We start from the raw sequence: 22165 nt of genomic DNA, 5'->3' as shown, positions 1-22165 counted from the left end.
CCGGGCGCAGGCGCGTCCGGCCTTTTCCTTATGACCTCAGATCCTTCGTTCGGTTAGGAGCGGCGTACCGTCCGACGATGCGGGCGAGAATTTCCGCGCGCGCTGCCGGTGATCGCGTGCCCTTCAACTCATCCGCGAAGCCCCTCAGCGCGCCTTCCTCGAAAGCGGTGACGACGGCCGCGTGCACATAGGAGGTGCGGCACACGCTGGGCGTGTTCGCCAGCGTTTCCGCGACCGAGGCCACCGCCTTCACCACCTGTGAACGCCGCGCCCGCACGCTGCCAGCCGGGGCTGCGGCGGCCAGCAGCTCCAGTGCGCTGACCGAGGCGACCAGCGTGCGGAAATCCTTCAGCGAGAGAGGACAGCCGGCGATCCGCTTGAGAAACGCATTCACCTCCCCCGCGCGCACTGGATGCAGGGCACCATCCTCGCCGCGATACTGGAACAGCCGACGCCCGGGCAACGCCAGCAGCGCGCGCATCACGATCACGAAGCGCGGATTACAGATCTCCTTCACCACCTTTTTTCCACCCTTGGCGGTGAAGCGCAGCGTGACGCGGCCCTCGACGATCTTCACATGCGACTTCAGCAGCGTCGTCGCCCCGCGGGTGCCGTGCTCGCGGGCATAGGATTCGCTGCCTGCCCGGATCGCCGTCAGCGCGACGAGTTCCAGCACGGCGGCATAGGTGAAATCCCGGCCCTCCCCGCCCGCCCCGAGATGGCGGCCAATGGCGCGGCGAATGGTGGGGAGCGCCTGCGCCAGAGCATTGAGCCGACGCGCCTTCAGCGCCTCGCGCACCTGGGTCCACGCGGGATGGTAGCGGTATTGCAGCCGCCCGGCCGCGTCTTCGCCCACCGCCTGCAGGTGGGCCTGCGGATCGGCCGCGAAACGGACCTTTTCATAGGCCGGCGGCACGGCGAGCGCGCGCAGGCGGCGCACGGTGTCGCTATCCCGGATCGGCCGACCATCGGCATCGCGAAAGCTGAATCCGGTTCCCGCCCTGCGCCGGCTCAGGACGAGATCCTGCGGCCCGACCAGCACCAGCCCATGCGAGCGGGCGAGGCTTCGGATGAGGGAGATCCTGCGCATCGGGCAATGTCCTCAAGGCGGGATGATCCCGGCCTGTCGGAAAGCGAAACGCTCCCTCCGCTCCGCCGGTTCCTCCCCGCGCGGAAGCGTGACCACCCTCACTCGCCGATCGCCACCCCCTCGCGGCGCGGATCCGCGGCGCCGATCAGGCCGTCCGGCGTGATCTCTATGGCTTGCACCCCGGATGTCATCTCGGCCGTCTTCACCGCGAAGCCCATCGCCTTCAGCGGCTCTGACAGCGCGACGGCCGGCGTACCGGCCTCGATTTCCACCGCATCGAAGCGGGCGAGGATGTTGGGCGCGGCAATGGCGTCGGCGAAGCCCATGCCCCAGTCGAGATGCGCGATCAGCGTTTTCGCCACATAGCCGATAATCTGGCTGCCACCCGGCGAGCCGAGAGCGGCGACGGGGCGGCCGTCCTTCAGCACGATGGTCGGCGTCATGGAGGAACGCGGCCGCTTGCCGGGCTCGACCCGGTTGGCGATCGGCACGCCGTTCTCCTGGCTGCGGAAGGAGAAATCGGTGAGTTCGTTGTTGAGCAGGAAACCGCCGACCATGAGCCGGGAACCGAAGCCGTTCTCGATGGTGGAGGTCATGGAGACGACATTGCCTTGTGCGTCCACGACGACCAGGTGGGTGGTCGAGGGCAGCTCCAGCGCGGCATCGTCGGCCCGCGGCTCGGCCATGGCATGGTCCCAGCGCGGTTCGCCGGGCGCGACTTCCGGCAACGCGTCACCGCTCCTCAGCAGGCCCGAGCGGGCGGCGATGTACTCCGACGCCAGCAGCCCGCGCGTCGGCATCGGCACGAAATCGCTGTCGGCCATGTAGCGGCCGCGATCGGCGAAAGCGAGCCGCGAGGCATTTGCGATGAGCCGCCAGGCTTCCGGCGACTGCGGGCCCAGCGCCTTGAGATCGAAAGGCTCCAGCATGCCGAGGATCTGGCCGAGCGTCAGCGCGCCGGACGATGGCGGCCCCATGCCGCAGATATCGAGTCCGCGATAGGGCGCGCAGACCGGCCCGCGCTCCTTCACGCGGTAGGCGGCGAGGTCCTCCATGGCGAGCACGCCGGGATTGCCCGTCGCCTCGCGCACGGTGCGCACGATTTCGGCAGCGAGCGGACCGGTATAGAAGGCGCGGGACCCGTCCTTCGCCAGCGCGCGCAGCGTCTGCCTATAAGCAGGGTTCGCCAGCACGCTCCCGGCCGCGCGGGGACTGCCGTCGGCATTGAAGAAATAGGCCGCGGTCGGGCCGAACCGCTTCAGCGCGTCGCCCTCCCCGGCAATGAGGCCGGCGAGACGCGGCGAGACCACGAATCCCTCCTCCGCCATGTGGATCGCGGGATCGAACAGCGACGCCCAACCAAGCCGCCCGAAGCGTCGATGCACGCTCTCCAGCAGCGCGGGAATGCCGGGCGTGCCGACCGAACGCCCGCCGACAACCGCCTCCATGAAGGCGAGCGGCTCGCCCTTTTCGTTCTGGAACAGCGTCGGCGTCGCGGCGGCGGGAGCGGTTTCGCGAGCGTCGAACGTGGTCAGGGCCTTTGCGTCATTGTCCCAGTAGACGAGGAAGGCGCCACCCCCAAGCCCGGATGATTGCGGCTCCACGAGCCCGAGCACGAGCTGCGCCGCCACCACGGCGTCGATCGCGCTGCCGCCCCGCCGCAGCACGTCCGCGGCCGTTTCGCTGGCACGGGGATTGGCGGTCGCGACCATCCAGTGCCGCGCCTCGACGGGGGGCTTGGCAGCAATGGCGCTGCCGCGCTCCGGCACCACGGTGTCCGTCGCCTGCTGGGCAGCGACGGGGGTGGCGAGCACGGCGATTCCCAGCAAGACCGCCGCCCGCATAAGCCTGAAAGGGCGTGTGGCGGAGCGGTGAAGGGCGGGGCGAAGCGGCGTCGGCTCGGCGTTTGCTCGCATCGAACGATCCTCCGGAAACGGGTGCCTATATCCTGCCCACGCTTCGGCAATGCACAAAAAATGTCGCGCCGTAACCGGATGTGAAGCGGGATGGGGTGACGAATCGCGAAAAGGGGATAATCTCCTAGATGTCGTCAACAACCGAAAGGAGGTGATCCAGTGTCTGATCGTCTTGATCTGCGGTCGTCGGTATTCTCGGCCTGGACACTTGCCTCTTGCGAGGTCCGCGCCGCCTGATGCGACGCTTCGCGCCGTCCTTGTGACGGTTACCGGGCCGGACCGCGGTCTGACATGGGAAGGGCTGTCCGCGAGGACAGCCCTTCCTACTTGATAACCACCCTCTAGTCTTCGCGAGTGCAGCCTGAAACCGATCCTCATCTATGTCGATGCCGACGCCTGCCCGGTGAAAGCGGAAATCTTCAAGGTGGCCGAACGGCATGGCGTGAAGGTGCTGCTGGTCGCAAATTCTTATATCGCCGTGCCCTACGGGATCGAGGCCGAGCGGGTGGTGGTCGGTGCCGGGCTGAATGTCGCCGATGACTGGATTGCCGAACGTGCCGTCGAGGGCGATGTGGTGATCACCGCCGATGTCCCGCTCGCCGCCCGCTGCGTCGCCGCGGGGGCCGAGGTCATCGCCCCGAATGGCCGGCCCTTCAGCACTGCGTCCATCGGCATGCAGTTGGCCACCCGCAATCTGATGCAGGACCTGCGCGATGCCGGCGCGATTACCGGCGGTCCGCGCGCCTTCGCACCGCGCGACCGTTCGGAGTTTCTGCAGGCGCTCGATCGCGCGCTGGTGCGGCTGAAACGAAAGGGCTTCCCGGCGCGTTGATGCCTGAAACGGGGATAATGCCATGCTGCAGGCGTGCCTGAACGGCTCTCGGGGCAAGGAATTCCACGAGGCGACTCCGCTTACACCGGACGATCTCGCCCGCGACGCAACGCGCGTCGTGGACGCGGGCGCCACCGAGCTTCATCTTCACCCGCGCAACGCAGGAGGCGCCGAGACGCTGGCCCCCGTCGAGGTTGCCGCCGCGCTCGACGCGGTGCGCGCCGCGGTGCCCGGCATCCCTATCGGTCTCTCCACCCATGCCGGCATCGCCCCTGGTGGCCAGGGCCGACTCGATGCGGTGGCAGCGTGGCGCACGAAGCCAGACTACGTATCGGTCAACCTCATCGAGGACGACGCATCGGAGATGATCGCCCTGTGCCTGTCGCGCGGCATCGGTGTGGAGGCCGGCATCTGGAGCGTGGCCGATGCCGAGCGTTTCGTGAAGCTGCCCGAGGCCCGCAAATGCCTGCGTATCCTCATCGAGATCAACGAGCAGGACGTCGCGGAAGGCCTCGCCGCCGCCGCCGCGATCCGGCTCGTGCTGGCGCGGGCGAGCCTCGACGTACCGATCCTGCAGCACGGTTTCGAAGCCAGCGTCTGGCCGCTCTACCAGGACGCGCTCATGCGCGGCCTTGACGGGCGCATCGGGCTGGAGGACGGCCGCGACCTGCCCGACGGCATGATCGCGAAGGATAATACCGACCTCATCAAAGCTGCGTTCCGCCTCTCTCGCCAGCCGCCGAACCTGCCGCCGGAAGTAACGCCCTCCATCGCGCGCGGCTGAGGAACGAATGCCGGCGCCAGCTTAATTGGAGTCGGTCGGAATCATCGTGGCGACCTGCCGGTCTTTGTCGAGCGCGCTCGCGCCCAGCCCGGCCGCCACACCTTCCCGGTCCGCCATGGGCCGGTTCTGGCTCATCTTGCGCTTGCCTTCTAGGCGCGTGATCGGCAGCCGCATGCCGACAATCCCTTTCAATTGCGCCCGCACGAAAGCGTCCGGTGCATCGGCGACCGACCACGGCTCGGCGCGCGGCTGCTCATGGAGATCGGTCAGCCGCGTTACCGCCTCGCGCAGGCGCGTCTCGTCCTCGAAAAATTCGACCGCGCCATAGGCATGGACCGCCGCGTAGTTCCAGGTCGGCACGACCTTGCCGTGCTCCTGCTTCGAAGCGTACCAGGACGGCGTGACGTAGGCGTCAGGGCCGGAGAAGATCACCAGCGCCTCAGCCAACGGTTGCAGTCTCCACTGCGGATTTGCCTTGGCGACATGGCCGTAGAGCACCCCGTGCGGTCCTTCGGTCTCGTCGAGATAGAGCGGCAGCGGCGTGGCCAGCAGACCCTCGGCAGTGGCCGTGACCAACGTTGCCAGACGCACCTCGCGGATCATCTGGCGCAGGATAGCCGGGTCGTCTTCGCGGAAGGCGGGCGGAGTGTACATCGGGTCATCGACCTTGGCGCGGGGATGAGCGCAGCATAACCTGCGCTGATCCCCCGGTCATTCCATTCGCGGTCGCGTGGATCAGCTGGCGCGCGCGTGGATCAGCCCGAGTTCCGAAGCCCCGCCGAAATGCCGTTGATCGTGAGCTGGATGCCCTGCAGCACCTTCTCGTCGGTGTCGTTGCCGCGATAAGCGCGCAACAGGCCGACCTGCACATGGTTCAGCGGGTCGATATAAGGAAACCGGTTGCGGATGGAGCGGTCAAGCATCGGATTGCTGGCCAGCAGCTTGTCCTGCTGCGAGATGGCCAGCAGCGACTTGATGGCTGCACTATGCTCGGCGCGGATGCGGCCGAAGATCGAGTCCCGCAGTTCCACGTCCTCCACCAGCTCCGCATAGCGCGAGGCGATGGCGATGGAGCTCTTTGAGAGCACCATGTCCATATTGGAGAGCTGGGTGCGGAAGAACGGCCATTCCCGGTACATCTCCTGCAGCAGCGGCAGGCCGTCCGGGTGCTTCTCCAGCCAGGAACCGATTGCGGTGCCGAACCCGTACCAGCCCGGCAGCATCAGCCGGCACTGCGCCCATGAGAACACCCACGGAATGGCGCGCAGATCCTCGATCCGCCGCGTCTTTTTGCGTGAGGCGGGACGCGAACCGATATTCAGCGTCGCGATCTCGTTGATGACGGTCGATTCCCAGAAATAATCCTCAAAGCGCGGGGTCTCGTAGACCAGCGCCCGATAGGCCTTGAAGGCGGCATCGGAGAGCGCCTCCATGACGGTGAGATATTCCTCGCGTGGCGCCTTGGCATCGCCGGAGAGCAGGGTCGCCTCCAGCGTGGCGGAGGCGAGGATCTCCAGATTGGCGCGGCCCACAGCGGGATTGGAGTATTTGGACGAGATGATCTCGCCCTGTTCGGTGATGCGGATAAGCCCCTGCACCGCCCCGCCCGGCTGGGCGAGGATGGCGTCGTAGCTCGGCCCGCCGCCGCGGCCGACCGAACCGCCGCGGCCGTGGAACAGCCGCAGCCGCACGCCGTGGCGCTTGAACACCTCGATCAGTTCGATCTCGGCCTTATAGAGCTCCCAGCCCGATGTGACGAAGCCGCCATCCTTGTTGCTGTCGGAATAGCCGAGCATCACCTCCTGCATCGCGCCGCGGCTGTCGACCAGCTTGCGGTATTCCGGCAGACGGAACATCTGCTCCATCACCTTGGCGGAGTTGCGCAGGTCCTCGATGGTCTCGAACAGCGGCACGATGTTCACGGCCGAGGTGCCGGCGGGATCGACGAGACCGACCTCCTTCAGCAGCAGCGCCAGCTCCAGCATGTCCGAGACGCCCTCGGCCTTGGAGATGATGCAGGTCTGGATCGCCTCCGGGCCGTAGATCTGGTGGATGCGCGCGCAGGTACGCAGCATGTCCATCTCGCCGACCGTCTCGTCCGAATAGGTCGCGAAGGGCGAGGTCAGGGGGCGCGCCGTCGCCAGCTCACGCAGCAGCAGCGAGATGCGCGCGCCTTCGCCCAGCTCCTTGTAGTTTGTGCCCGGCGCCGCGATCTCGAACAGCTCGGCGACGCAGCGCTCGTGCACGTCGGAATTCTGGCGTGAATCGAGGATGGCGAGGTGGAAGCCGAAGCAGTCCACCGCCCGCCGCAGCGAACGCAGCTTGCCGCGCGCAATGGCAGCCGAGCGGTGCTTGCGCAGCGATTGGTCGATGATGTCGAGATCGGCCTTCAGCTCGGCGGCCGAGGCATAGGGCTCCACCGGAGGCTTCGCGGTCACGCCGACCAGATCGGCGATCTCCAGCTGGAACGTGGTCGCCCTGAGGCGTTCGGCGATGACCTGCGCGGCGGCGCGATAAGGTTCGTTGCGGCGCGCCTGTGAGATGGCGGGCATCTGGTCGATGAGCGCCAGAAGTTCGTCGGAGACATCCACCCGGATGGTGCTGATCGACAGCTCCGAGCCGAGCGCCTTCAGCTCGTCCAGATAGAAGGAAATCGCGGTGGAGCTCTGCCGGCGCATGGTCTGCGCCGTCACCGCGGCGGTGACGAAGGGGTTGCCGTCGCGATCGCCGCCGATCCAGCTTCCGATGCGCAGGAAGGAACCGATCTCGTCCGGCGGTCCGGGAACCGCGCCCTCCCCGCCTTCCAGCAAGGCAAGCTTGTCCTCCAGCGCCGCATAGACGCGGGGCAGCTGACGCAGGAAGGTGTAGTCGTAATAAGCGAGGCCGTTGGTTACCTCGTCCAGCACCGTGAGCTTGGTCCGGCGCAGCAGGTTGGTTTGCCACAGCGTCACCACACGGCGGCGCAGTTCCTCGTCGATGTCGGCGAGTTCTTCCGGCGTGGGGTCTATCCGGGTACGCTCGGCCAGAAGCTGGGCGATCCGCATTTCATGGGTCAGCGTGGCACGGCGGCGGACCTCGGTCGGGTGCGCGGTCAGCACGGGCGAGGCCAGGGCGCCGGCAAAGAACCTGCGCAGCTCGGCGGTGGAAACGCCGGCCTTCAGCGCATCGGCGAGCGCATGGGCGAGCGTGCCCGCGGCGGCATGGCCATTGGCGGTCTCGGCACGGGCGCGGCGCAGATTGTGCTGGTCTTCCGCAATGTTGGCGAGATGGGAGAAGTAGCTGAAGGCCCGCACGATGCTGATCGTATGGTCCGCCGGCAGGCTGGCGAGGATGGTCTCCAGCTCGTGACGCGCCGATTCGTCCTCCTCGCGGTGAAAACGGGTCGAGACCCGGCGCACGCGCTCCACAAGGTCGAAGATCGCGTCGCCCTCCTGATCGCGCAGCGTGTCGCCCAGCACGCGGCCGAGCATGCGTATCTCGTCGCGGAGCGACAGGTCGATGTCGGTATCCGCCTCGGGATCGGACGCAGGCGCCGGCATGGCGCCGGAGAGGGCAAGGGACATGGCTCGAGATCTCCGCTGACGGAAGCAACTTAGCAATTCGTATGCCGCAGGCGACACCCTCCTCAACTGCACCGCACACAGCCGAATTGTCGCCCCGCCTTCTCCCCGATCTGCCCCATCTGCGCCCCGAAGCTGAACGGATCTGCCCCTAATATGAACGGGAGGCTCAGGGGACGTTCAGCCGGCGGATGCGAAAAAGGTCGCACGTCGGAACGGCCCGAGTGATCGGCGACATATCGGAACAGCATTCGTCCCGACGCCGTTAGTGCCTTCAGGAGGTTGACATGGCTATGACGTTGCATCCCGCAGATACCACCCCGGCCGCGCCGGAGCGCGTTCTGCGTGTCGCGCCGCGTCTGTCGCGGACGACGGAAACCCTTGATTCGCAAGACCGTGCACCATTGCGTGCCGCCCTTTCCCGCCCGGGCGGGAAGGCCGTACCGGCCGGCTCCATCGCGGCACTCGAAACGCTGCTCGGCTTCTGATCACGTCCATCTGACGTCGGGGCACGTCTTTCGGGGATGACAAAACGGCACCCCCACCCCATATGGATGACGTTACGGCATGGGTGCCGTGGCGCGTGATGCACCGCAATATGGGGTGTCGCGGTATTTCGTTCCGGGGTGAATTGATGCTTCGCAGACTGTCTTCCCGCTCGGCGTTCCGCGTGGCGGTCGCGGCACTCGCTCTCGGCGCCGGCCTGATGGTCGCCGCCGATCTGGCTGAGGCGCGCGTCGGCCGCAGCGGCAGCTTCGGCAGCCGCGGAAGCCGGACATGGGCGGCGCCCGCACCGACGCCTACCGCGCCCACGGCACAGCCGATGCAGCGTTCGGCGACCCCGAATGCGCCGTCCTACGGCCAGACCGCGCCCGGCCTTGGCGCCGGAGCAGCCACCGCGGCGCGCCCCGGTGGATTTTTCAACCGCGGCGGACTGATGGGCGGCATCATGGGCGGCCTGCTCGGCGCCGGACTGTTCGGCATGCTGATGGGCGGCGGCTTCTTCTCCGGCCTCGGCAGCCTCGCCGGGATGCTCGGATTCATCCTCCAGGTCGTTCTGATCGTGGTCGCGATCCGCTTCGTCATGGGCTGGCTGCGCAACCGCAACCAGCCCTCCTATGCCGGCGGCGCGCGCCCGGACGCCATGGCCCGTGAGGGCTACCAGCCGCCACGTCCGACGCCGGCCGGCCTCGGCGCGAGCGGCGACACAGCCGGCGCCGCCGACCGCGCCGGCTTCAATACCGGCCCGCGCGGGCGTCCGCTGAAGCTCGCGGGATCCGATTTCGACGCGTTCGAGAGCCGGCTGACGCAGGTTCAGGAGGCCTATGGCCGCGATGACCGGCAAACCCTCGACCGCCTGCTGACGCCGGAAATGGCCCGCTATATCGGCGAGGAGCTCGACGACATGGAGCGCCAGGGCCTCGAAAACCATCTGTCCGACGTGAAGCTGCTGCAGGGCGACCTTTCGGAGGCGTGGAGCGAGAATGGGCACGACTACGCGACCGTCGCCATGCGCTACCAGCTGCGCGACACCATGGTGCAGCGCTCCAGCGGGCGCGTCGTGGAGGGTGACCCGGAGACTCTGCTGCAGGCCATCGAGTTCTGGACCTTCACCCGCCCGTCGGGCGGCGGCGAGTGGGTGGTGAGCGCCATCCAGCAGGCGTAACGATCGCTCACATGATGAAGCCGGCGGAACCTTCCGCCGGCTTTTTCATGTCTGCGCCTCACGACCGCGCCTGCGCAGGCGTCAAAGCGGGTCGCGGCCGTAGCTGTTGGTGCCTTCTGTGCCGCGGAACATGAACCACACAGTGACGATGATCGCGCCGATGCCGGTGAAGGTCAGCAGCAGCCACCAGCCGGTGCGGTCCAGGTCATGGAATCGGCGAATCGCCACTGTGATTGACGGCATCAGGAGAAAAAGGCCGAGCAGGCTCTGGATCGGCGTGAAAATGTGCGCGTCGCCATAGGCGAGCAGCGTATAGGGTCCGAACAGCGCCGTATCGACGATGCTCGCCACGGCATTCAGCAGGACGGTAAAAAGGACCCACCACCAATATTCCGAGCGCGGCGCCCGCCCGGTAATGCTGACATACTGGCCCAGCACGCTGGATATGGCCTGCGTAAAACCCATCTTCGATCCCCCAACCGAAAACGGCACCTTAGAGCCCTTTCCGATCCGGTGGAATCATCCCGTCGACAAGAAAGGGCTCCGGTTTCAAGTAAAGCGAAGCGCGCGCAGGATGGCGCATGCCGCGGCCATCGCCGCAGAATGGCGCACCGGAACGCTCACCGCTTCGGAGGTCGCCGCCCACCCTTTCGGTAGCCCTTGGTCATCGGATCCGGCCGCTCCGGTCGGGTCCAGCCATCGGCGCCGAGCGGCTCGGCGCGATCGGTGCCGGGGCCCATGTCGTCCAGCGAGGGCTTCATGACGCGGGAGCGCGGCAGGGGCAGGCCGTCATCGGGTTCATAGACCGCCTGCACCTCGTCCGCCCGCGCCGCGGCGCCGGAGGAGACGTGGCCCGGCGAGGACCGCGGACCCGATTTTCCACGCCCCCGCCCTTTCGGCTTGCCGGTCTCGCTCTCCGGCAGATTGGCGGCGGTGCCGTATTTGCGGGTGCCACGATAGCCACCGGTGCGATCGTCGATCGCCTCCTGCCGGGCGAGCGGATCGTCGGAAACGGCAAGCTCGGTGGCCTGAAGGCGCTTGATTTCGTCGCGCAGCCGGGCGGCCTGCTCGAAATCGAGGTCGGCGGCGGCCGCGCGCATGCGCTTTTCGAGATCCGCCATCACCGCCGCGAGATTGTGGCCATAGGCCGCCGGCGCTTCGGCAAGGCCGCTGTCGACCTGCACATGGTCGCGCTCATAGACGCTGTTGAGGATGTCGCCGATCGCCTTCTTCACGCTTTCCGGCGTGATGCCGTGCTCGGCGTTCCAGGCCATCTGCTTGGCGCGGCGACGCTCGGTTTCCGCCATCGCCCGCTCCATCGAGCCGGTGACGCTGTCGGCGTAGAGCAGCACCCGCCCGTCCACATTGCGCGCGGCGCGACCGATGGTCTGCACCAGTGAGGTCTCGGAACGCAGGAAGCCTTCCTTGTCGGCGTCGAGGATAGCGACAAGCCCGCATTCCGGGATGTCGAGCCCCTCGCGCAGCAGGTTGATGCCGACCAGCACGTCGAACGCCCCGAGCCGGAGGTCGCGAATGATCTCGATGCGCTCGATGGTGTCGATGTCGGAATGCATGTAGCGCACCCGCACGCCGTTCTCGTGCAGGTACTCGGTCAGGTCCTCCGCCATGCGCTTGGTGAGCACGGTGACCAGCGAGCGATAGCCCTTCTGCGCCGCCTGCCGCACCTCGCCGAGCAGATCGTCGACCTGGGTGCGTGCCGGACGCACCTCGACCGGGGGATCGACGAGGCCGGTGGGGCGGATCACCTGCTCGACGAAGACGCCGCCGGTGCGGTCCATCTCCCACGGCCCGGGAGTGGCGGAGACATGCACCGTCTGCGGGCGCATCGCCTCCCATTCCTCGAAGCGCAGCGGGCGGTTGTCCATGCAGCTCGGCAGGCGGAAGCCATATTCCGCCAGCGTTGCCTTACGGCGGAAGTCGCCGCGATACATCGCACCGATCTGCGGCACGGTGACGTGGCTCTCGTCAACGAAGATCAGCGCATTGTCCGGCACATATTCGAACAGCGTCGGCGGCGGCTCGCCGGGCAGGCGGCCGGTGAGCCAGCGCGAATAGTTCTCGATGCCGGCGCAGCTTCCCGTCGCCTCCATCATCTCGAGGTCGAAGGTGGTGCGCTGCTCCAGCCGCTGGGCCTCGAGGAAGCGGCCCATGGCGTTCAGCTCCTCCAGCCGCTGGCGCAGCTCGGCCTTGATGCCGGAAATGGCCTGGATCAGCGTCGGGCGGGGCGTGACGTAATGCGAATTGGCGTAGAGCTTGACGAACTTCAGCTCCTGCGACTTCTGCCCGGTCAGCGGGTCGAACTCCTGGATCGCCTCCACCTCGTCGCCGAACAGCGAGATGCGCCACGCCCGGTCCTCGTAATGGGCCGGGAACACCTCGATCACGTCGCCCCGCACCCGGAAGGTGCCGCGGCCGAAATCGCCCTGGATGCGCTTGTATTGCAGCGCCACGAGGTCGGCGAGAAGCTGGCGCTGGTCCACCCGCTCGCCCACCTCGACCTTGAGCGTCATCGAGGAATAGGTCTCGACCGAGCCGATACCGTAGATGCAGGACACCGAGGCGACGATGATGACGTCGTCGCGCTCCAGCAGCGCACGGGTCGCCGAGTGACGCATCCGGTCGATCTGCTCGTTGATCGAGGATTCCTTCTCGATATAGGTGTCCGTGCGCGGGACATAGGCTTCCGGCTGATAGTAGTCGTAATAAGAGACGAAGTATTCCACCGCATTGTCGGGGAAGAAGCTTTTGAACTCGCCATAGAGCTGCGCCGCCAGCGTCTTGTTCGGCGCCAGCACCAGCGCCGGGCGCTGCACCCGCTCGATGACGTTCGCCATGGTGAAGGTCTTGCCGGAGCCGGTGACGCCCAGCAGCACCTGGTCGCGCTCTCCCTCGCGCGCCGCCGCCACCAGTTCCTCGATCGCCTGCGGTTGGTCGCCGGCGGGGCTGTAATCCGACGTGATGACGAACTTCACGCCGCCTTCGGACTTCTCCGGCCGTGCCGGCCGGTGCGGCGCCCAGACCTGCCCGTCCACCTCCGGGCGCCCGCTCTCGATCAGGGCCGACAGCGCCGCCACCGTCGCCGAGGCGCCGGAGGTTGGCGCCACGCCGAGCTTCTCGGCGAGCTTGGGGTCGAGGGTCGCGGTGGGTGCGGGCTCGAAAGCGCGCTGCGAGCGCTCGCCGAAACCGCCGGGACGTGAAGCTTTGGCCATGGCGCGAATATGGGCCGGCGAAGGGCATAGGAAAAGGGGCGCGCGAACGACCGATCTGCTCAGAAGAACGGCAGCGGTCCCGGAAAACGGCCGATCGGCACGTGATGTGTCACCAGCCCCTCCTCCGCACTCCACCGGTGCAGCAGGAAGGCGGGCGGCTCAAGGAAGGAAACGCCCTCCTCCTCTCCCGTATCCAGCCTCAGGCCGATGGCGGTGCAGGTGCTCGGCGCCGTCATCAGCAGGGTGCCGCCGAAGCGGGCCTGCATCGCGCGGTGCACATGCCCGCACAGCACGCGCTCCACCTGCGGATGCCGTGCAATGACCGCCGCGAGTCGGACCTCGCCGAAGCAGCGATAGGCATCGATGCAGGATATGCCGCTGCGGATCGGCGGCTGGTGCATCATCAGGAGCGTCGGGCGCTCCGGCGCGGCGGCGAGCGTCGCCTCCAGCCAGCCGGCCGCCGCCTCGTCGACCACGCCGTGATGTTCGCCCGGCACCGTCACGTCGAGGCCGACGATACGAAGAGGCCCATGATCCACCGCGAAATGCAGCGACCCCTGCGCCGGCAGGTGGGCATGATCGGCGAAGGCCGCGCGGAAGGCGGCGCGCGCGTCGTGATTGCCGGGAAGCACCAGCAGCGGCGCCGGGAGCTGCGCGAGGAGGGTGCGGGCGAAGGCATAGTCCTCCGCGGTACCTTCTTCCACCACGTCGCCGGTCAGCAGCACCAGATCGGGCGCCGGCACCAACGTCCGCAGTTGCGCCACCGCCTGCGCGAACAGGGCATTGGAATCGACCAGTCTCTGATAGAGCCGGCCGGCAGGGCGCAGATGAGGATCGGAAAGCTGGGCGATGAGCATGGCGCCTCCAGGCAGGATTCGCGCCGTCCGATACCGCGCGGCGATGGATGCAGCTCTTTTGTCTCTACCCTTTTGCCTCCCGCAACGGGAGCCCTATGTCATCTCCAGCGCGCGACAGACGCGGCGCATGACTGTGGAGGGATTGAGAACCATGTCGATCTTGAAGAAGGGACTCGCAGGCGCCCCCGTTCGCATCCTGCAGGAAAAGCTGGGCGTGCCGGCGGACGGCCAGTTCGGCCCGAAGACCGAGGAAGCCCTGAAGGCCTACCAGAAGGAGCACGGCCTCGCCGTCGACGGCATCGCCGGGCCGGACACCTTCACCGCGCTGGGCCTTTATGAGCTGGTTCTCCTCAAGGTGGGCTCCTCCGGCGAAGGCGTGAAGAAGCTGCAGACCGCGCTCGGCCTGCCGGCGGACGGCAAGTTCGGCCCGGCCACCCAGAAGGCGGTGAAAGACTATCAGGCCAAGAACGGCCTCGATGCGGACGGCTATGCCGGCCCCGCCACGCTCGCCAAGCTCGGCGTGTTCAAGGAGATCACCCCGGACGTCATCTCCCGCTCGCAGGTCAGCCCGCAGGATGCGGCCGCCTCGGCAGCACCGGCTTCGGCACCGGCCGGAACCACACCCGCCGGACAGCCCTCCGCCAGCGTGCAGGCCGATGCATCCGCCGCAGCGGAGGCTCCGCCCAAGAGCATCTGGGCGACGATCAAGGGTTTCTTCAGCTAGCAGGCCGGCAGCTCTGCAACGTCATCCCGGACGGGCCGGCGGCCCGATCCGGGATCGCGCCCCCGCCGGGCGGGCTTCCTTCCGCGCAGCCGCAAAGAAGCCTCGCCGAGCCGCGGACGAACCCGCCCGTCGTCTGGCTGCGGCCGGGATGACGTTGGGAGAAAGACCCGCGAAAATGCCCGGCTGCCCTTCCGCCTTCCACGGAATCAGGGGATCCATAGGCGCGAGCCGATGCCGGGCATCTCCGCCCGGCCTTCTCCCGCCATGGATGCATGATGACCCTTCTCCTCACCTACGACCTCGGCAAGCTCGGCGTGCCGGAAGAAAGCGCCCCGGACGCCGACCGCGTGATCGCGGGCAACCCGCGGCACCTCACCTGGAACCTTGAGACCACCCCGGACGAGAAGGTGTTCTCCGGCGTGTGGGAATCGAGCCCCGGCATGTGGCGGGTGGAGTATGAGGAGTGGGAGTTCTGCTCCTTCCTCAGCGGCGTCTCGGTGCTGCATGAGGAGGGCAAGCTGCCGGTACGGCTCGAAGCCGGCGACAGCTTCGTCATCCGCCCCGGCTTCCGGGGAGTCTGGGAGGTGGTGGAGACCACGCGCAAGCTCTACGTGATCCGCCTGTCCTGAACGGCCGCCTGCGCGCACGCTTCACTGCCGCGTCCTCCCAAGGTGCGACATGAGGGGGAAGGGCGGCGAAGCACGCCGCGCCTGATCGCGCCAGGATGCCCGGCGGTCACTTTCCGGCCTGCTGATCGCACTCGATCTGCGCCTTGTGCGTCGCCGCCGGCGGCATCCGCATGCCACCATGGGCCTTCCGCACGTCGCTCATGCATTTGTGGAAGGCCGCCTCGCCCTGCGGCGAGCGCATCTTGTTCGCAACCTGGCTGGCGGGACCGCCCGCATGCGCAGCTCCGGCAAGGCTGGCAAGGGTGAACGCGACGGCAACGGAACGCGAAAGAACGTGACGCATGGACGGTATGCCTCCGTTGGGGCTGCACAAGCGCAACCCATCCACACACCACCATAGTGGCGCCGCGAGCGAGTGATGGCAGGAAATCGGCCTCGCCGTGCTCATCCTTTCTGGCGCGGCCGAATTCACCCAAAGGCGGTGCCGCAAGGAAATCCGCAGCGTGTCGCGCGCGCCGGCATTGACCCTGCGCGGCGCTCACAGCATGGTCAGGTGCGGGGTGCTGGAGGAAGCCGATGCGTGTCGAGCGAGTCGTAAGCGAAAAGAGCGCCGGACGGCGTGGCCGAAGCCGGATCGAGCGTCGCGGAAGGCTGCGCGCCGTGGTCGCGCGCGGGCTTGCGGCAACGCTGCTGGCCGGCGGCCTTGCCGGAAACGCGCATGCCACCGGCTTCCTGGAGAAGAACATCTGGCTGCCGCGCGACAGCTGGAGCGGACAGATCCCGGCCTGCGACACGCCGGCGGCGCTCGGCACCATACAATCCCGCTTTGCCGAAACCGAAAGCCGGTTCTGGGGGTCCTCGATCCGGCTCGACGGGTTCGATCGCATCCGCGAACTCGCCTTCCGCCCGTGGGGGCCGGAGAACCAGCCGCGGCGTTATTGCGAGGCGCGGGTCTTCGTCTCCGACGGCAAGGTCAGCACGGTCTATTACTCGCTCATCGAGGATGGTGGCTGGCAGGCGCTGACTTGGGGCGTCGACTGGTGCGTGATGGGCTATGATCGTGGCCTCGGCCATCCCCCGGATTGCCGGACCGCCCTGCCCTGACCGCCTGCCGCCAGAATCTTCGGATGTTTGCCGTGACCTCAGCTTTTCGACGCGTCGCTGCTGCCGGCCATGCGCGCCTGCGCGCCGCGGGGTTGGGGCTGCTGCTTGCCGTCGGCGTCGCCGCCGGCGTTCCGGCGCCGGTCGCCGCCCAGCAATCCGGCACGCCCGGCGGATTCGACCATTACGTACTCGCCCTCTCCTGGTCGCCGAGCTACTGCGCCGATGCCGGAAATCGCGCCTCGCCAAGCCAGTGCGGGGTCGATGCGCAGCCCTTTGCTTTCGTCGTGCACGGGCTCTGGCCTCAATATGACCGCGGCTGGCCGCAGAACTGCCAGAACCCGGCGCCGCGCGTACCGGAGCAGACCCTGCGCGGCATGCTCGACCTGATGCCGAGCCGCGGCCTCGTGCTGCACGAATGGCGCACCCACGGCACCTGCTCCGGCCTGTCCCCGGATGATTATTTCGACACCGTGCGCCGGGCCGCCGCGAAGGTGACGATTCCCGAGCGGTTCCGCCGGCTCGATACGCCCCTCAGCGTGACGCCCGGCGATGTCGAGGCCGCCTTTCGTGCCGCAAATCCCGGCATGGGTGCCGATATGATCGCGGTGGATTGCGGTGGGGGTGGCGGCTCGGGCCTGCGGCGGCTGGGCGAGGTGCGCATCTGCCTCGACCGCTCGCTCGGCTTCACCTCCTGCCCGGAGGTCGACGGGCGCGCCTGCCGCGTCGGCCGCCTCGTCATGCCGCCGGTGCGCGGCAACTGAAGAGCCTTCATGAATTACCGTCACGCTTTCCACGCCGGCAATTTCGCCGATGTCGTCAAGCACATCGTGCTCGCCCGGGTGCTCGTCTATCTCGCCCGCAAGGACGCCGCCTTCCGCGTGCTGGACACCCATGCCGGCGCCGGGCTCTATGATCTCGGCGGCGAGGAGGCGAGCCGCACCGGCGAGTGGGAAGCCGGCGTCGCCGCGGCGCTGGCCACGCCGCTGCCCGCTCCGGTCGAGGCCCTGATCGCGCCCTGGCGCGCTGCCATAAACGCCGCCAATCCGCAGGGGTTCGACACCGGGCTCGCGCACTATCCCGGCTCGCCCTTCATTGCCCGGCATCTCAGCCGCCCGCAGGACCGCATGCTGTTCTGCGAGAGCGAGCCGGGGGTGCGCGCCGCGCTGGCCGAGGTGATGCGTGCCGATGGCCGCGTCAAGGTTCTGCCGACCGATGGCTGGCAGGCGCTCTCCGCCTATCTGCCGCCGAAGGAGCGGCGCGGGCTGGTTCTGATCGACCCGCCCTTCGAGGAAGGCGGGGAGTTCCACCGCCTCGCCGAAGGCCTCGTCGGCGCCCACAGGCGCTGGGAAGGCGGCGTGCTGATGGCGTGGTATCCCATCAAGGACGTGCGGGCGGTCGATGCCTTCCGCCGCGAGGTGACCCGCGCCGGCATCCCCAAGACGTTGCGCATCGAGTTCGACCTGGCCGAGGTGCGGCAGGCCGACCGGCTGTCGGGCGCCGGCTTGGTCGTGGTCAACCCGCCCTTCACGCTCGCCGAGGAGATGCGCACGGTGATGACCGCGCTCGCCCCCCGCCTCGCCCATGACGGACGCGGTCGGGTGCGCATAGGCTGGCTGATGCCCGAGCGATGAACCCCGTACCCTGCCCTCTGTCGCACCCCTGACGACCGGCGGTGGCACGCTGCGCGGCGCTGGCCGCGCGGAGTGCCGTGCGCGGGCGCGGACGGCACCGGATTTGCTTGGAATCCGGCAGCAGGGGCGAGGCGGTCCGCTGGAGAGGCGGGCGGCCCTGCCCGGGGTTCACGGAGCAGGGATACAGATGGCGACGACGGGCACCGTCAAATTCTTCAACACCGACAAGGGATATGGTTTCATCCGGCCGGATGATGGCGGGCGCGACGTGTTCGTCCACGTCTCCGCGGTTACACGGTCGGGGCTGGGTTCGCTCGCCGAAGGTCAGCGGGTGAGCTTCGAGATCGAGCCGGACAAGCGGGGCAAGGGGCCCAAGGCGGTCGACCTCCAGCTCGCCGACTGATAGCCTCGCTGATCGTGGCAGCGGTGCGCTGCGCCGCTGCCGGCGGCGGCGCGCCTGCCACACCGAACACTCGCTCAAATGGTGTGAAGCCGTGTCCCTGCAGCTGCGTTCCGCTCCGCCCTCCCCGTTCGGCCGCAAGGTCAAGATCGCCGCCGTGCTCTGCGGCGTGCATCTCGACGTCGTCCCGGCCGACACCACCGACCCCTCCGAGGTGCTGCGCCAGCAGAACCCGCTCGGAAAGATTCCCGTGCTGCTGCGCGACACGGGCCCGGCGGTCTATGACTCCCCGGTCATCGTCGAATATCTCGACATGCTCGCGGGCGGCGGCTGCGTGCTGCCGGCCTCCGGCGAGCGCCGCATCGAGGTGCTGACCCTGCAGGCGCTGGCCGACGGCCTCATGGATGCGGCCCTGCTGCAGGTCTATGAAGCCCGCTTCCGCCCGGAAGGCGCGCGCAGCGAGAGCTGGCTGGACAACCAGGCCGGCAAGGTCGCGCGGGCACTGAAGGTGCTGGAGGCCGCTCCTCCCGGAAATGGCGGGATCGGCGGCGGGGTCAGCGGCGCGGCGGATGCCGGGGAGATCTCCGTGGCCTGCGCGCTCGGCTATCTCGACCTGCGCTTTGCCGGCGCCTGGCGGGCCGACCACCCGGCCCTCGTCGCGTGGCTGGACGCCTTTGCCGCGCGCGTGCCCGCTTTCGAGGCAACCCGCGCCCCCTGAGCAAGCGCCGGGCCCGAAGGTGCCGACAACGAAAGGCCCGGTCTGCACCGGGCCTTTTTCATGTTCCGGCCGCCGCCGTTCAGAACTTGTAGTTCACGCCGAGCCGGGCCGCCTGGATGCTGAAATCGTGGTCCTGCGAGCGGTAGGCTCTCCCGAGGTCGGGGCTGCCGAAATCGGCATAGATGTATTCGGCTCGCACCGACCAGTTGCTGCTCAGCGCATATTCGACGCCGGCGCCGGCCGACCAGCCCCAATAGGTGTCGCTCACCGAATCCGAATAGACCGGGATGCCGTTGATGCTGCCGCTCGCCGAGACCTTGGCGTTCGCCCAGGCGGCACCGCCGGTGACATAGGGCATCAGCCGGTCGAACGCATAGCCGAGGCGGGCGCGGATCGTGCCGAAGGCGTCGACCTTGGCGCGGATCTCGCCGGCATAGGCATTGGCGATGCCGGGCGCATAGGCGGTGTAGCCGAAGCCGTAGGTCTTGCGGAACGAGCCGATCACGAGGTCCGCCTCGCCGCCCAGCACCACATTGTTCGCGAACTGGTAGTTGTAGCCGGCCTGCACGCCGCCGAACCAGGCCGTGCCCTTCATGCCGCCGCTGTCCCACATCTCGCCATAGGTGAGGTAGCCCGAGGCAAGCGGTGTGTCGACATTCTTCACCTTCGCCTGGCCGTAGCCGACATAGCCACCGACATAGAGCCCGGTCCAGCTATAGGCCGGGGCGGGCGGGGGAAGGACAGGCTGCGGGGCGGGATAGGCGAGATCGGCGGCGGAGGCCGGCGCGGTCAGGAGAGCGATGGCGAGAGCGGCGGCGGTGCCGGGAAGCGCGCGATGCATGATGATGCCCACAGGTTGCAGCAGCAGAGGCATAACCGATGGGACAGAATTCTTCTATTGCAGAAATACAACAGGCATATATTGCCTAGCAGTTAGGCACGAAGATGTCCGCTTTTCAGGATGAATGGAGATAAAATGCCGACACCACGGCATTTCGTCACTTCATATCAGTTAACGAAAGCTTTCGACGTCCGGAATCGTCAAGAAACGGACCCGCAACGGCCCCGGCGCTCGAAGACGACCGACCCTGCAGACATGAAAAGGGCTCCTGCCGCAAGCGGCGGAGCCCTCGTCACGTTCGAAAATGCAGCGGCGATCGACCGCCGCTGCCGCGATCAGAACTTGTAGTTGATACCAGCGCGAACGATGTTCGAGTTGATACCGGCCTTGGCGTCGATGTTGCTGTAGTACTCGTCGCCCAGATCGACGTAGAGATATTCGATCTTGGCCGTCCAGTTGTTGTTGAAGGCGTATTCCACGCCGGCACCGGCGGTCCAGCCGGTGTGGGTCTTGCTCTCGTCCCAGCCGAGATAGTCGATCTTGTTGTGGCCGTAGGCGAAACCGCCGGTCACATAGGGCATCACGTTGTCAAACGCATAGCCGAGGCGGGCGCGGACGGTGCCGAAATAATCCAGCTTCGAGCTGACGCCGTAGAAGCCGTTCGAATCGTTGATGTCCGAGCCCTGCAGATCGGCTTCGGCGCCCAGCACGACATTGTTGCCGAACTGGTAGTTGAAGCCCACCTGGCCACCGGCAAGCCAGCCCGACGGATCGACGTCCAGCTCGTTCAGGCCCTTATTGCCGCTGCCCCAGGCATAGCCGGCATTGGCGCCCAGGTAGAAGCCGGTCCAGCTGAACACCGGGAGCGGCGCGACCACGGGGGCCTTGACGGGATAGGGCTGCGAGAGGTCAGCAGCCATGGCCGGCACAGCCGACAGAAGGGCAACCGCCGCAACACCAGAGTAGAGGAAGTTCTTCATCGTGATCGTCTCCGACAAACTGCAAGAACTGACACACGCAGTCGAGAGGTGAGATAGAAGGGGTCGGGGGCGTGTCTAGGGCCAGATTACGGCGAAATCCGCGTCTCTGGCGGTAACAACGCACTCACGAACCGGTGAAAACGCTGCGCAAAGCCTTGCTGTGCTTCAGCTTGGGCTTTGCGGCGCCCGACTGCTTGGCAAGGGGCGCCGCAACAATTTTGCCATCTTCCGCCGTGCTTTTGCGTCGCCTGTTGCAACGAAGTCACAAGAAGGAAGCCCGCCGATCATTGCCCGCCCCTTGGCACGATCAGAGCCGGAGACCGCGACCGGTCATCAGAACCGGTAGTTAACGCCCGCGCGCAGGAGGTTGCCGGTCACGCCGATATCCTGCGGACCCTCGACGCTGGAATAGGTCTCCGACGACAGGTCGATGCGCAGATACTCGCCCTTGACGCTCCAGTTCTGGTTGATGGCGTATTCCGCACCGGCGCCCAGCGCCCAGCCGATGTGGCTCTTGTCGGAGGACAGGCCGCCGAGCTTGTACTCGCCGCCGCCATAGGCAAGGCCGCCGGTGCCGTAGATCAGGAGCTGGTTGATGGCATAGCCGGCGCGCAGGCGGGCGGTGCCGAAATAGTCGAGGCTGTAGGGACCGGACTCCATGGCCGAATATTGCAGGTCGGTTTCGAAGCCGAGCACGATCGGGCTGGCGCCCTGCCAGTTGAATCCAAGCTGGCCGCCCACGATGCCGCCGTCCGGCTTGCCGCCATGGTCCACATTGCCCCAGCCATAGCCGCCATTGGCGCCGACATAGAAGCCGGACCAGGTGAACGGAGCCGCATAGGCCGGCTGCGCATAGGCCGGCGCGGGATAGGAAAGGTCGGCGGCAAAGGCGGGCGCGGCTGCAGCCATCGCCGCTGCAACAACGAAGCCGGTCAGATAACGCGTGTTCATCACGATCTCCTCAAAGGGGGTTCCATCGCCCCGTTGCGGGCTGGATGAAGGAGAAATGAGCCAAACATTCGAACCGACGCTTAACTACACTGCGAAACTCCCGATTATGCTTAAGGATTCCTTTCCCCACCGTGGCCTGCCGCGCTCGCAACCGCGGTAGGGCCCTTGTGCCGCCGAGACTTTCCGCCCCTTCGCGGTGCATGCGGCCGCCCCGCCAAACCCCGCCCGCCGTGCATCGCAGCAGGGAAGGTG

Annotated in this window: 22 protein-coding genes; 11 read left to right on the top strand and 11 right to left on the bottom strand. The window is 67.3% G+C overall.

What is annotated here, in order from left to right; translation table 11 throughout:
- Window positions 1-28: 28 nt before the first annotated feature.
- Entirely contained in the window at window positions 29-1090 is a 1062-nt protein-coding gene (locus MWN34_RS07290) for a DNA topoisomerase IB (RefSeq protein WP_247028066.1), read from the bottom strand.
- Window positions 1091-1188: 98 nt separating this feature from the next.
- On the bottom strand, window positions 1189-2934 hold the full coding sequence (gene ggt, locus MWN34_RS07285) for a gamma-glutamyltransferase (RefSeq protein WP_247028363.1): 1746 nt from the start codon (window positions 2932-2934) through the stop codon (window positions 1189-1191).
- Between the two features lie 433 nt (window positions 2935-3367).
- Here ggt and MWN34_RS07280 point away from each other — a divergent pair, with 433 nt between their 5' ends.
- Window positions 3368-3838, top strand: coding sequence for a YaiI/YqxD family protein (locus MWN34_RS07280; RefSeq protein ID WP_247028362.1), 471 nt, complete (start codon window positions 3368-3370; stop codon window positions 3836-3838).
- Window positions 3839-3860: 22 nt separating this feature from the next.
- Window positions 3861-4622, top strand: a complete 762-nt coding sequence (locus tag MWN34_RS07275; protein WP_247028064.1) for a 3-keto-5-aminohexanoate cleavage protein — start codon at window positions 3861-3863, stop codon at window positions 4620-4622.
- A 21-nt stretch (window positions 4623-4643) separates the two neighbouring features.
- Here MWN34_RS07275 and MWN34_RS07270 read toward each other — a convergent pair whose 3' ends face one another.
- Together MWN34_RS07270 and ppc are read right to left on the bottom strand one after the other, a co-directional pair.
- Window positions 4644-5276 carry an FMN-binding negative transcriptional regulator gene (locus tag MWN34_RS07270; RefSeq protein WP_247028062.1) on the bottom strand — a complete coding sequence of 211 codons (633 nt, stop codon included), beginning with the start codon at window positions 5274-5276 and terminating at the stop codon, window positions 4644-4646.
- 101 nt (window positions 5277-5377) lie between these two features.
- Window positions 5378-8185 carry a phosphoenolpyruvate carboxylase gene (ppc, locus tag MWN34_RS07265; RefSeq protein ID WP_425532066.1) on the bottom strand — a complete coding sequence of 936 codons (2808 nt, stop codon included), beginning with the start codon at window positions 8183-8185 and terminating at the stop codon, window positions 5378-5380.
- Between the two features lie 284 nt (window positions 8186-8469).
- On the opposite strand from ppc, the gene MWN34_RS07260 reads away from it, so the two are divergent.
- On the top strand, window positions 8470-8670 hold the full coding sequence (locus tag MWN34_RS07260) for a hypothetical protein (RefSeq protein ID WP_247028060.1): 201 nt from the start codon (window positions 8470-8472) through the stop codon (window positions 8668-8670).
- A 146-nt stretch (window positions 8671-8816) separates the two neighbouring features.
- A complete protein-coding gene (locus tag MWN34_RS07255; RefSeq protein WP_247028058.1) occupies window positions 8817-9848 on the top strand; it encodes a Tim44 domain-containing protein in 1032 nt (343 codons plus the stop codon).
- Window positions 9849-9929: 81 nt separating this feature from the next.
- On the opposite strand, the gene MWN34_RS07250 is transcribed toward MWN34_RS07255, so the two are convergent.
- The 3 genes from MWN34_RS07250 to MWN34_RS07240 all read right to left on the bottom strand — a co-directional run bounded on the left by MWN34_RS07250 (window position 9930) and on the right by MWN34_RS07240 (window position 13935).
- The gene (locus tag MWN34_RS07250; RefSeq protein ID WP_247028056.1) at window positions 9930-10313 is read right to left on the bottom strand and encodes a DUF805 domain-containing protein; all 384 of its coding nucleotides are present in this window, start codon (window positions 10311-10313) and stop codon (window positions 9930-9932) included.
- A 155-nt stretch (window positions 10314-10468) separates the two neighbouring features.
- Window positions 10469-13078, bottom strand: a complete 2610-nt coding sequence (gene uvrB, locus MWN34_RS07245; protein ID WP_247028054.1) for an excinuclease ABC subunit UvrB — start codon at window positions 13076-13078, stop codon at window positions 10469-10471.
- A 59-nt stretch (window positions 13079-13137) separates the two neighbouring features.
- The gene (locus tag MWN34_RS07240) at window positions 13138-13935 is read right to left on the bottom strand and encodes a phosphodiesterase (RefSeq protein WP_247028052.1); all 798 of its coding nucleotides are present in this window, start codon (window positions 13933-13935) and stop codon (window positions 13138-13140) included.
- Window positions 13936-14086: 151 nt separating this feature from the next.
- Here MWN34_RS07240 and MWN34_RS19590 point away from each other — a divergent pair, with 151 nt between their 5' ends.
- A complete protein-coding gene (locus MWN34_RS19590; RefSeq protein WP_281502911.1) occupies window positions 14087-14659 on the top strand; it encodes a peptidoglycan-binding domain-containing protein in 573 nt (190 codons plus the stop codon).
- A 275-nt stretch (window positions 14660-14934) separates the two neighbouring features.
- Window positions 14935-15288 (top strand): cupin domain-containing protein, encoded by a 354-nt coding sequence (locus MWN34_RS07225; RefSeq protein WP_247028359.1) that lies wholly within the window; start codon window positions 14935-14937, stop codon window positions 15286-15288.
- 106 nt (window positions 15289-15394) lie between these two features.
- Here MWN34_RS07225 and MWN34_RS07220 read toward each other — a convergent pair whose 3' ends face one another.
- Window positions 15395-15631 carry a hypothetical protein gene (locus MWN34_RS07220; protein WP_247028050.1) on the bottom strand — a complete coding sequence of 79 codons (237 nt, stop codon included), beginning with the start codon at window positions 15629-15631 and terminating at the stop codon, window positions 15395-15397.
- A 233-nt stretch (window positions 15632-15864) separates the two neighbouring features.
- Here MWN34_RS07220 and MWN34_RS07215 point away from each other — a divergent pair, with 233 nt between their 5' ends.
- The 5 genes from MWN34_RS07215 to MWN34_RS07195 all read left to right on the top strand — a co-directional run bounded on the left by MWN34_RS07215 (window position 15865) and on the right by MWN34_RS07195 (window position 19141).
- On the top strand, window positions 15865-16392 hold the full coding sequence (locus MWN34_RS07215; RefSeq protein ID WP_247028048.1) for a hypothetical protein: 528 nt from the start codon (window positions 15865-15867) through the stop codon (window positions 16390-16392).
- Between the two features lie 23 nt (window positions 16393-16415).
- Entirely contained in the window at window positions 16416-17153 is a 738-nt protein-coding gene (locus MWN34_RS07210) for a ribonuclease T2 family protein (protein ID WP_425532065.1), read from the top strand.
- A gap of 9 nt (window positions 17154-17162) precedes the next feature.
- Complete coding sequence (locus tag MWN34_RS07205; RefSeq protein WP_247028044.1) at window positions 17163-18023, top strand: 23S rRNA (adenine(2030)-N(6))-methyltransferase RlmJ; 861 nt, start codon at window positions 17163-17165, stop codon at window positions 18021-18023.
- 187 nt (window positions 18024-18210) lie between these two features.
- Window positions 18211-18426 (top strand): cold-shock protein, encoded by a 216-nt coding sequence (locus tag MWN34_RS07200; RefSeq protein ID WP_247028042.1) that lies wholly within the window; start codon window positions 18211-18213, stop codon window positions 18424-18426.
- 97 nt (window positions 18427-18523) lie between these two features.
- Window positions 18524-19141 carry a glutathione S-transferase family protein gene (locus tag MWN34_RS07195; protein ID WP_247028358.1) on the top strand — a complete coding sequence of 206 codons (618 nt, stop codon included), beginning with the start codon at window positions 18524-18526 and terminating at the stop codon, window positions 19139-19141.
- Window positions 19142-19220: 79 nt separating this feature from the next.
- On the opposite strand, the gene MWN34_RS07190 is transcribed toward MWN34_RS07195, so the two are convergent.
- The 3 genes from MWN34_RS07190 to MWN34_RS07180 all read right to left on the bottom strand — a co-directional run bounded on the left by MWN34_RS07190 (window position 19221) and on the right by MWN34_RS07180 (window position 21913).
- Window positions 19221-19982: an outer membrane protein gene (locus MWN34_RS07190; protein WP_247028040.1), complete on the bottom strand. Its 762-nt coding sequence runs from the start codon at window positions 19980-19982 to the stop codon at window positions 19221-19223.
- Window positions 19983-20317: 335 nt separating this feature from the next.
- On the bottom strand, window positions 20318-20962 hold the full coding sequence (locus MWN34_RS07185) for an outer membrane protein (RefSeq protein ID WP_247028038.1): 645 nt from the start codon (window positions 20960-20962) through the stop codon (window positions 20318-20320).
- A 333-nt stretch (window positions 20963-21295) separates the two neighbouring features.
- Entirely contained in the window at window positions 21296-21913 is a 618-nt protein-coding gene (locus MWN34_RS07180) for an outer membrane protein (protein WP_247028036.1), read from the bottom strand.
- Between the last annotated feature and the right edge of the window lie 252 nt (window positions 21914-22165).

The organism is Ancylobacter crimeensis, assembly GCF_023016805.1.
Taxonomy (GTDB): Bacteria; Pseudomonadota; Alphaproteobacteria; order Rhizobiales; family Xanthobacteraceae; genus Ancylobacter; species Ancylobacter crimeensis.
The sequence above is the reverse complement of the archived record's forward strand: the minus strand, read 5'-3'. Positions and strand labels throughout refer to the sequence as shown.

Bases quoted from the DNA above. Each gene is read 5' to 3' on its own strand.
- MWN34_RS07290 (WP_247028066.1), bottom strand. From the start codon at position 1,090: ATGCGCAGGATCTCCCTCATCCGAAGCCTCGCCCGCTCGCATGGGCTG.
- MWN34_RS07250 (WP_247028056.1), bottom strand. From the start codon at position 10,313: ATGGGTTTTACGCAGGCCATATCCAGCGTGCTGGGCCAGTATGTCAGC.
- MWN34_RS07260 (WP_247028060.1), top strand. From the start codon at position 8,470: ATGGCTATGACGTTGCATCCCGCAGATACCACCCCGGCCGCGCCGGAG.
- MWN34_RS07180 (WP_247028036.1), bottom strand. From the start codon at position 21,913: ATGAACACGCGTTATCTGACCGGCTTCGTTGTTGCAGCGGCGATGGCT.
- MWN34_RS07185 (WP_247028038.1), bottom strand. From the start codon at position 20,962: ATGAAGAACTTCCTCTACTCTGGTGTTGCGGCGGTTGCCCTTCTGTCG.
- MWN34_RS07255 (WP_247028058.1), top strand. From the start codon at position 8,817: ATGCTTCGCAGACTGTCTTCCCGCTCGGCGTTCCGCGTGGCGGTCGCG.
- MWN34_RS07190 (WP_247028040.1), bottom strand. From the start codon at position 19,982: ATGCATCGCGCGCTTCCCGGCACCGCCGCCGCTCTCGCCATCGCTCTC.
- MWN34_RS19590 (WP_281502911.1), top strand. From the start codon at position 14,087: ATGTCGATCTTGAAGAAGGGACTCGCAGGCGCCCCCGTTCGCATCCTG.
- MWN34_RS07275 (WP_247028064.1), top strand. From the start codon at position 3,861: ATGCTGCAGGCGTGCCTGAACGGCTCTCGGGGCAAGGAATTCCACGAG.
- MWN34_RS07270 (WP_247028062.1), bottom strand. From the start codon at position 5,276: ATGTACACTCCGCCCGCCTTCCGCGAAGACGACCCGGCTATCCTGCGC.
- ppc (WP_425532066.1), bottom strand. From the start codon at position 8,185: ATGTCCCTTGCCCTCTCCGGCGCCATGCCGGCGCCTGCGTCCGATCCC.
- ggt (WP_247028363.1), bottom strand. From the start codon at position 2,934: ATGCGGGCGGCGGTCTTGCTGGGAATCGCCGTGCTCGCCACCCCCGTC.
- MWN34_RS07240 (WP_247028052.1), bottom strand. From the start codon at position 13,935: ATGCTCATCGCCCAGCTTTCCGATCCTCATCTGCGCCCTGCCGGCCGG.
- uvrB (WP_247028054.1), bottom strand. From the start codon at position 13,078: ATGGCCAAAGCTTCACGTCCCGGCGGTTTCGGCGAGCGCTCGCAGCGC.
- MWN34_RS07220 (WP_247028050.1), bottom strand. From the start codon at position 15,631: ATGCGTCACGTTCTTTCGCGTTCCGTTGCCGTCGCGTTCACCCTTGCC.
- MWN34_RS07205 (WP_247028044.1), top strand. From the start codon at position 17,163: ATGAATTACCGTCACGCTTTCCACGCCGGCAATTTCGCCGATGTCGTC.
- MWN34_RS07210 (WP_425532065.1), top strand. From the start codon at position 16,416: ATGTTTGCCGTGACCTCAGCTTTTCGACGCGTCGCTGCTGCCGGCCAT.
- MWN34_RS07225 (WP_247028359.1), top strand. From the start codon at position 14,935: ATGACCCTTCTCCTCACCTACGACCTCGGCAAGCTCGGCGTGCCGGAA.
- MWN34_RS07200 (WP_247028042.1), top strand. From the start codon at position 18,211: ATGGCGACGACGGGCACCGTCAAATTCTTCAACACCGACAAGGGATAT.
- MWN34_RS07215 (WP_247028048.1), top strand. From the start codon at position 15,865: ATGCGTGTCGAGCGAGTCGTAAGCGAAAAGAGCGCCGGACGGCGTGGC.